8 protein-coding genes are annotated in these 8,846 nt (G+C 64.1%); 4 read left to right on the top strand and 4 right to left on the bottom strand.

Annotated features, from left to right (window positions below):
- Positions 1-1,166 (bottom strand): sigma 54-interacting transcriptional regulator (locus tag HZB86_07415; protein MBI5905367.1); only part of this gene is annotated, 1,166 nt, incomplete at its 3' end.
- A 220-nt stretch (positions 1,167-1,386) separates the two neighbouring features.
- Between HZB86_07415 and HZB86_07420 the strand changes: the two genes are divergently transcribed.
- The 4 genes from HZB86_07420 to HZB86_07435 are packed head-to-tail and all read left to right on the top strand — an operon-like array spanning position 1,387 to position 5,489.
- Positions 1,387-3,126, top strand: coding sequence for a tetratricopeptide repeat protein (locus tag HZB86_07420; GenBank protein ID MBI5905368.1), 1,740 nt, complete (start codon positions 1,387-1,389; stop codon positions 3,124-3,126).
- Entirely contained in the window at positions 3,123-4,310 is a 1,188-nt protein-coding gene (locus tag HZB86_07425; GenBank protein ID MBI5905369.1) for a glycosyltransferase, read from the top strand. Before HZB86_07420 ends, HZB86_07425 begins: the two co-directional genes overlap by 4 nt.
- Positions 4,303-4,974: a class I SAM-dependent methyltransferase gene (locus HZB86_07430; GenBank protein MBI5905370.1), complete on the top strand. Its 672-nt coding sequence runs from the start codon at positions 4,303-4,305 to the stop codon at positions 4,972-4,974. The genes HZB86_07425 and HZB86_07430 overlap by 8 nt, the downstream gene beginning before the upstream one ends.
- 20 nt (positions 4,975-4,994) lie before the next feature.
- Complete coding sequence (locus HZB86_07435; GenBank protein MBI5905371.1) at positions 4,995-5,489, top strand: MerR family transcriptional regulator; 495 nt, start codon at positions 4,995-4,997, stop codon at positions 5,487-5,489.
- Here the strand turns inward: HZB86_07435 and HZB86_07440 are convergent.
- The 3 genes from HZB86_07440 to HZB86_07450 all read right to left on the bottom strand — a co-directional run.
- A complete protein-coding gene (locus tag HZB86_07440; GenBank protein MBI5905372.1) occupies positions 5,425-5,979 on the bottom strand; it encodes a chalcone isomerase family protein in 555 nt (184 codons plus the stop codon). The two genes, HZB86_07435 and HZB86_07440, sit on opposite strands and share 65 nt — an antisense overlap.
- Before the next feature lie 244 nt (positions 5,980-6,223).
- On the bottom strand, positions 6,224-7,993 hold the full coding sequence (locus HZB86_07445; GenBank protein MBI5905373.1) for an acyl-CoA dehydrogenase family protein: 1,770 nt from the start codon (positions 7,991-7,993) through the stop codon (positions 6,224-6,226).
- A gap of 150 nt (positions 7,994-8,143) precedes the next feature.
- Positions 8,144-8,846 (bottom strand): O-acetylhomoserine aminocarboxypropyltransferase/cysteine synthase (locus HZB86_07450; protein MBI5905374.1); only part of this gene is annotated, 703 nt, incomplete at its 5' end.

Raw genomic sequence — 8,846 nt, forward strand, 5'->3', positions numbered from 1 at the left:
GCCGCCACGGGACCGCGGGAGACCACGGCGGCGCGCTCCAGGACGTTCTCCAGCTCCCGGATGTTTCCCGGCCACCGGTACTCCATCAGCCGCCGCATCGCCTCCGGAGAAACGGCGCGCACCCGGTCCAGCCCCCGCTTCCGCAGGGATTTCAACGCGTGATCGACGAGCAGGGGGATGTCCTCCCGCCGTTCGCGCAGCGGAGGCACCGCGATCGGGATGACGTTCAACCGGTAGTAGAGATCCTCCCGGAACCGCCCCGCCCGCATCTCCTCCTTCAGGACCCGGTTCGTGGCGGCGATCACCCGCACGTCCGCGGACTGCGTGCGGCTGCTTCCCACGCGCTCGAACTCGCGGTCCTGCAGCACCCGCAGCAGCTTCACCTGCAGCGCCGGGGAGATTTCCCCGATCTCGTCCAGGAAGAGCGTCCCGCCGTTCGCCGTCTCGAAGCGGCCGACCTTGTCGGCGACCGCGCCGGTGAACGCCCCCTTCACGTGCCCGAACATCTCCGACTCGAGCAGCGTATCCGTCAGCGCCGCGCAGTTGACCTTGACGAACGGCTTCTCCCGCCGGGGCGACAGCTCGTGAATGGCGCGCGCGAACAGCCCCTTCCCGGTCCCGCTCTCCCCCGTGATCAGCACCGTGGAGTCGGTGTCCTTCACCACCTCCACGAGCTCGAAGATCCGCCGTATGACGGGAGTCCTGCCGACGATGTCGCGGAACGGAAACCGCCCTTTCCGCTCCTCCGCCATCCGCTCGATCTCCTCGAAGCTGCGGAAGGAGATCACGAAGCCGTGGATCTCCCCTCCCTCGCTTTCGAAGAACGCCCAGCTCGCCGACACCGGGACGATCCGGCCGTCGGCGCGGACCAGCGTCCCCTCCACGTCGACCCGCGGCTTTCCTCCATCTGCGATCTCCCCCATCGGGCAGTCGTTCTGCGCGGGACCGAAGGAGGCACGGAGGATCTCCCGGCAGTCCCTCCCGAGGGCCTCGCCCGCCGGGAGACCGACCAATCGTTCCGCGGACCGGTTGAAATGGGAGATCCGGTGTTCCCGGTCCACCGTGATCACGGCCTCGCCCAGGCTGTTCAGGATCGCCTCCAACTTCCGCTCGCCGAAGAGGGGGCCCGCCGGCATCCCGTCATGCATCCGTTCGTCGCCTTCCATGACCCCGAAGTGTACCAAAAGCTCCTCTACTCTGCAGGCCTAACAGAGTAGAATCTTGGGCGGGGCATCGGCCCCGACACCATTGCGGAGGAAGCGCCGCCAAGCCCCATTCGGCACCGGGATGAATCCCTCTCAACGAACGGTTGATTTTATGATTTGGCGGCTCGTCCCCGGGGGATTGGTCCTTGCGGCGGCAATTTCCCCGTTGTCCGATGCGGACATGTGGTGGCACCTGGCGGCGGGCCGTATGATTCTCGACGGCCAGTTCCCCATTACGAACACCTTGTCGCACACTTTTCCGGAATACCCATGGCGGTTTACCCAATGGCTCTTTGGGGCATTGATCGCACTTGCGGAAAACCTCGGAGGTTTCCTCGCTGTTCAATTCATCGTATGCGGGTTTGCCGCAGGCACGTTCCTGCTGGTGATGACAACCATCCGTCGCGATGTCCCCCAGGCAAAATGGTTCCTCGTTCTTCCGCTGGTCGCAATCGGCGTGCTGTCCGCCCGCTCGCGTTTCGATCCTCGGGGGGATCTTGCCTCTCTCCTCGGCCTGGCCGCGGTCCATTACCTCTGGGTCATTCGCCCCAAGCGACTTCCCCTGTGCCTTTTCCTTACGGCATGCGTCTGGTCGAACCTTCACTCGGGAGTCATTTTCGGTGTGCTCGGAATTGCCTTGTTCGGATGCGCCGCCATATTCGAACGGGATCGCGAATCGATCCGCGATGCGCTGTCAGGCGGTATCGCGTTCTTTGTGGGCTCTCTTGTGAACCCCTTCCTCCACTACAATTACCTGTACATCCTTGAAAACTTCGAGATCGCGCGTCGTTTCCCGTTCCCAATAGCCGAACTGCAACACCCATCCTGGAGGAATCCCGCGTTTGCCGCCTTTGCGGTCCTCGTCCTGTTGGGGCTGCTCCCTGCGCTGGTGCGCCGGAGACACCGCGATGTCCTGTTGATCGCGGGATTCGGGGCGATGGGACTGAGTGCCAAACGATTCGTCGCATACCTTGCCGTACTCGCCCTTCCGGGGGTTGTGAAATCATTTCACGACTACCGCGACTGGACGGCCGCGAGGTACGACGTCAAGTTCCTCTCCGCCCTTCTTTACGCGCCCATTCTGGCAACCGCGTTCTACATCGGGTTCCTGGAATTCCGCTCCAATCCCGCAGGTCTTGGAGCGGACCTTCGAAAGTATCCGGCAAGGACATCCGAGTTCCTACTGTCGAAAGGATTCACAGGTCGTATGTACAACTCGTTCAATCAAGGGGGATTCCTCGCCTGGAGATTGTATCCGAACCAGCGGGTATTCATCGACGGAAGGGGCAATGCCTACCCTTGGGATCATTTCACGAAATACGCGGGGTTTTCCCCCCATTCGGTCGCAGTCGATGTACTCGATACGTACAACGTGGACTACGCGATCGTGGAGCGGAACCCCGGCTCCGCCGATGGCGGACCCGTCTTCGCGGCCCTGGGGTGGAAGTTGGTCCATATCGAGGGAGCCGCATACCTCTTCGTCCGTCCCGGCTCGCCGGACGCGATGCGTTCGCGTGCGGAGGTGTTCCACACGTTCTTCCCCTGGGAGAATCAAGAGTCGCTGCTTCGGTCCGCGCGCGCGAATCCCGGTGCGATGCATGCCGAGCTGCTGCGGATCGATCCCCGTTCCGTCCTGTCCGACGGAGACTTCAACCGTCTCGGGTTCTGTGCCTATTCCGCCGGGGACCCCTCGCTTTCGCTCGAATTCTTTTCGGCGGGGCTTTCCCGCCATCCTGCGAACGCATCTCTTAGGCTGAACCTTGCCTTCGTGCTGGAATCCTCCGGCCGTATCGAGGAGGCGGCAAAGCAATACCGGCAGATCGTCGACAAGGATACGACCTCCTTTCCCGCCAAGGAAGCCAGACGGAGACTCGAGGCAATTGGGGGTACGCCATTGCCGCGAACGGGCCCCGCCCGATGAACATCGGCGGAAGACCGATCGAAATCACGGTACTCATGCCGTGTCTGAATGAGGCGAATACCCTTCCCGTGTGCATCCGGAAGGCCATGGCCTCATTGGACGAGATGGGCGCTGCGGGCGAAGTGCTCATTTCCGACAACGGCAGTACCGATGGCTCCCGTGAAATCGCCGTATCGGCCGGAGCCCGGGTGCTGGAGGTTGCGGAACGAGGGTACGGCAACGCGCTTCGATCCGGAATCGCCGCGGCGAACGGGAAGTTCATCATCATGGCGGACTCCGACGACAGTTACGAACTGGACCGCATGGGACCGTTCGTGGAGAAACTCCGGGACGGGTATGAGCTGGTGATGGGCAACCGGTTCCGGGGAGGAATCCGTCCCGGGGCGATGCCGTTCCTTCATCGCTACCTCGGAAACCCCGTTCTCACCGCCATCGGGAAGATCTTTTTCGGGTGCCCGTCCGGGGATTTCCATTGCGGAATGCGGGGATTTTCCCGCGAATCGGCCTTGCGGATGGATCTCCAATCTCCCGGCATGGAGTTCGCCAGCGAGATGGTCATCAAGGCGACCCTTCTCGGTATGCGGATCACCGAGGTCCCGACCGTGTTGTCCCCGGATGGAAGGGGGCGCAAGCCCCACCTCCGCACATGGCGGGATGGCTGGCGCCACCTTCGGTTCATGCTGCTTTTCAGTCCGAATTGGTTATTCGTGTATCCGGGTGCGATGTTCATGCTCATGGGACTGATCCTGGGCGTCCCCCTTACTCGTGGTCCATTGCAGATCGGAAAGGTCACTTTCGACGTCCATACACTGCTATTTTCCTCCGCCTCCGTGGTGATCGGTTTCCAGGCCGTACTTTTCGGCGTGTTCGCACGGGTCTTCGCCGTTACCCAACGGCTGCTGCCGGTGTCGTCCCTGTTTGCGCGGGTTGCAGGCCTTCGAACGTTCGAGTGGGGCTTGTTCTTCGGAGGGGCGTTTTTTCTGTGCGGCCTTGCCGGCTCGGTCTACTCCCTGCGATATTGGGCAATATCGCACTTCGGCGACCTCGATCCCCGAATGACGCTTCGCTTCGTCATCCCTTCGGTGACGGCCATGATCCTCGGACTTCAAACGGGGCTTGCCGGATTTTTCCTGAGCGTGCTGGGGCTTCAGAATCGGCTTTCCCCCCGGAGAGAAGATGCTTGAAGCGATCCGGCGGGCCCACGGTCGCTGGGTAATGTCTCGCCGGACGCAAGTCCTTGCGAACATCCTCGGGGGAGTGCTTCCTCGTCACGGGCGGGTCCTCGACGTCGGAGCCGGGGACGCAAGGATCGATGCGCTGATCATGGAATCGCGATCCGGGCTGACCATCGAGGGAGTGGATGTTCTTGTCCGACCGGAGACCTGCATCCCCGTGTCCCGTTATGACGGCACGACTTTGCCGTACGCGGATCGCAGCTTCGATTGGGTCCTGTTCGTGGATACCCTGCACCATGCCGGGAACCCGGGCGCGCTGCTCGCGGAGGGAAACCGCGTCGCCCGGTCGGGCATGGTAATCAAGGATCATGTGTGCGACGGCATGCTGGACCACGTCCTGCTGGGTTTGATGGATTGGGTGGGGAACCGGCCGCACGGGGTCCCGATTCGCTATCGATATCTGGACGAGGCAACCTGGCGAGAAATCTTTCGGGGTCTTGGGCTCTGCGTGGAAATCTGGGAAGGGCGAATTCCACTGTATCCATGGCCGGCGGGGATGGTATTCAATCGATCGCTGCACTTCATCACGAAAGTCGTCAAGGTGCAGGAAGGATCGTCGGGTTTCCGACGACCTACCCCCGCCTCCATTGACATGAAGGGGTCCAATGGCTAACATTGACGTTGAGGTCAATTATGCGACTGAACCGGGAAGACCAGCAGCAGATCGGGGAGCTCTCCCGCGCCCTCGGCGTAACGGCCCGTACCTTGCGGCTCTACGAGCAGATGGGGCTGATCGACCCGCCGCAGCGGACCGAGGGGGGGATCCGGTACTACACGAAGGACGACATCCGCCGGATCAAGTTCGTGCTGAAGGTGAAGGAGCTGGGACTCACGCTCAAGCAGATGCAGGAGCTGGCGGAAATCTACAGCGAGACGAAGGTCCCGGACAGGATCATGCCGCGGCTGATCGAACTGCTCGACTCCCACACGGAAGCGATCCACCGGAGGATCGGAAAGCTGTCGTCTCTCGCGCGGGACATCGCGGAGTACCGGAAGCGGATCGTCGACTATTACGGCGCCCCGCGACTATTACGGCGCCCCGCGGTAGTCCCTCCCCGCTCGGCTACCCCTGACCCAGCATCCCCTTCATCAGCCCAGCGTCCGCCGGTTTCGACCCGAACCAGATGAGCAGCACCGCCCGCGCAAGCGAAGGGTTGCGCGCCGTTCCCAGCGCTTTCCCGTTGTGGGTCGCGGACACGGTCCCGTCGGCCCCGAGGGCGATGTCCACCGTGTCGCCGGCGACGAAGTCGGAGGTGAACCAGGAGAGGAACGCTTTCGCGTCGGGGCTCCCGGCGACGTCGGGCGCGTTGTTCGCGAGCCCCTCGGCGAACGCCTCGACGATCTTTTCCTTCTCGACCTTCTTGTAGACGAAGCTCATCCGGACGAGCTTGTCGCCGGCATCCGCGAGGAGCTGCTCGCGCGAGGACGCCTTCCGCTCCGTGTAGAGCGCGCCGACGTACACCTTGATGAAGAGCCGCTTCCGGATCCCCGTCCCGTTGAGGGAGAGGGACTTCTTCCCGAACGATACGGCCGGTGCGACGTTCACCCCCGCGACATCCAGCGCGAACGCCTGCGACGACAGCAGCAGCAGCGACAGCGCGATGACGAGCTTCCTCATCCGGCTACCTCCCGATGATCGCTGATAGTGGGCACATTGTAGTACAGATTTCCACAACGGAATCCCATCGCGCTACGGGCTCGTGCCCCCGAGGCACTCCTTCGCGGGGGTACCCCGCCGGCGCGAAGCTCGTGGCGGGGCGGGGGACTTCCCCCCGCTGTGCCCCTCTGTTCGTACTGTTGCGGGGTACCCCGACGGCGCGAAGCTCGTGTCGGGGCGCCCTACGCGCGCGGAGTCCGTCGACTCAGAGCGGGTAGCGCTCCTTGTCGAGCGCGGCGGCGGCGAGCAGCCGCTTGTCCTCCAGGAGCCCGGCCGCGTCGTACCGGGCGGCCCGCCGGACCCCGGCGAGGAGCATCGGCAGCGTCGCCCCCTCGCCGATGTAGAACGCGGCGCGGCGCGCGGCGGACACCGACGCCTCCGCCGACTGGAAGGCGAACACCCGCGCGGCCGCCCCCGCCAGCGGGGCCGCCGCGTTTCCGGACGCGGCCATCTTCTCCGCCCGCAGCACGGCGCTCTCGACGGCGAACGCGCCGATGGCCACGTCGGCCAGCGCGATCAGGATCTCCTGCTCGTCCTTCACCTTCGACCGGAACCGCTGCACGGCGGCGCCGGCCAGGACCAGGAACGCGTCCTTCAGGTTCCGCAGCATCGCCTTCTCCGCGCCGAACGGCGCCGCGGAAATCTCCCCGGGGGCCGCCGACAGCCGGCCGACCGCCTTCATCACCTCTTCCTGCATCGGAAGTTCGCCCTTCTTCGATCGCCGCAGCATGGTCCCGGGGATCAGCATCCGGTTGATCTCGTTGGTCCCCTCGAAGATCCGGTTGATCCGCTCGTCGCGGTAGATCCGCTCCGCGGGGTACTCCTGGATGTACCCGTACCCGCCGAAGATCTGGACCACCTCGTCCGCCACCAGGGCCAGCACGTCGCCGCAGAACACCTTCGCGATGGCGCACTCCATGGAGTACTCCTCGATCCCGCGCTGGTACGCGTCGTAGTAGTCGGGGATCCCCTTCGGGACCATCGCCAGGCGGGCGTCGACCATTCCGCCCACGCGGTACGCCACCGATTCGGAGGCGAACAGTCCCGCCACCATGTCCGCGACCTTCTCCCGGATGGCGCCGAAGGTCCCGATGGTCACGCCGAACTGCTTCCTCTGGTTCGCGTATTTCACCCCTTCCGCCAATGCGTACTTCCCGCCTCCGACGACACAGGCGCCCAGCTTGAGGCGCCCCACGTTCAGGACGTTGAACGCGATCTTGTGACCCTTCCCGATCTCGCCCAGGACGTTTTCGACGGGGACGCGGGCGTCCTCGAGGATCAGCTGCGTCGTGGAGGATCCGCGGATCCCCATCTTGTTCTCCTCGGCGCCCGGCTTCACGCCGGGAAAGGTCCGCTCGACCAGGAAGGCGGTGAAATGCTCCCGGTCGATCTTGGCGAAGACGGTGTAGATGTCGGCGAAGCTGCCGTTGGTGATGAACTGCTTGGTGCCGTTCAGGAGGTAATGCTTCCCGTCGGGGGTGAGGGTCGCGGAGGTGCGGGCGCCCAGCGCGTCGCTGCCGGAGTCGGGCTCGGTGAGGCAGTAGGCGGCGAGCCACTCCCCGGTGATGATCTTCCCGAGGTACTTCTCCTTCTGCGCCTTCGTCCCGTAGTATACGAGCGGCAGCGTGCCGATGCCGGAGTGCGCGGCGTACGCGGTGGAGAATCCGCCGTACATCGACGCCCTCTCGGCCGCGACCAGGCTGGTGACCTTGTCGAGCTCGAGCCCGCCGTACTCCTCGGGGGCGTCGATCATGAGCATCCCCAGCTCCCCGAACTTGCGCATCAGGGAGACCAGGAGGCCGAAGTCGTGGTGCTCGAGCTTCTCCACGTTGGGGAGCACCTCGTTCCGGAGGAACGCTTCCGTCGTGTCGCCCAACGCCCGCTGTTCCCCGGTGAACTCCTCCGGGGTGAAGACGTCGGCGGGGGAAACGTCCTTGATCAGGTATTCCGCGCCCTGCAGGATCTTTTCCGAGATCATGGCCTCACCTCGCACGCGTGCTTCCCCGGACGGGGTCCTCGATATATTATTTCATACTTCTACTTAACGTTCATGTCAAGTACGAAAGGAAAAAAACCGGGGCCTCGGAACCGATCCGGGCCCCGGCCGATCGTACCGTCGCCCCGGTCAGCTCTTCCGCAGCGCCTGGTCGAGGTCGGCGAGGATGTCGTCGATGTGCTCCAGACCGACGGACAGGCGGACGAAATCGTCCGTGACCCCCGTGGCGAGCCGCTCTTCCGCCGTCAGCTGCTGGTGGGTGGTCGACGCCGGGTGGATCACGAGGCTCTTCGCGTCGCCGATGTTCGCGAGGTGGGAAAAGAGCGCGAGGGAGTCGATGAACCTCTTCCCCGCCTCGATCCCCCCCTTGATGCCGAATCCAAGGATCGCACCGAACAGGCCGCGGTGGTGGTACTTCTTCGCCAAGGCGTGCGACGGATGGTCCGGAAGCCCCGGGAAGTTGACCCACGAGACGTTGGGGTGCTTCTTCAGGAACCGCGCCACCGCGAGCGCGTTCTCGCTGTGCCGCTCCATCCGGAGGTGGAGCGTCTCCAGCCCCTGCAGGAACTGGAACGCGTTGAACGGCGAAAGGGCCGGCCCGAGGTCGCGCAGCAACGTGACCCGGAGCCGGATGATGAACGCCACGTTCCCGAGGCCGGGGAAGTTCCCGAAGACCTCGTGGAACTTCAGCCCGTGGTACGACGGATCGGGCTCGGTGTACTCGGGGAAGTTCCCGTTCCCCCAGTCGAACTTCCCGGAATCGACCACCACCCCGCCGATCGAAGTGCCGTGGCCGCCGATGAACTTGGTCGCGGAGTGGATGACGACGTCC

This window comes from Deltaproteobacteria bacterium, from assembly GCA_016234845.1.
Lineage (GTDB): Bacteria > Desulfobacterota > Deferrimicrobia > Deferrimicrobiales > Deferrimicrobiaceae > JACRNP01.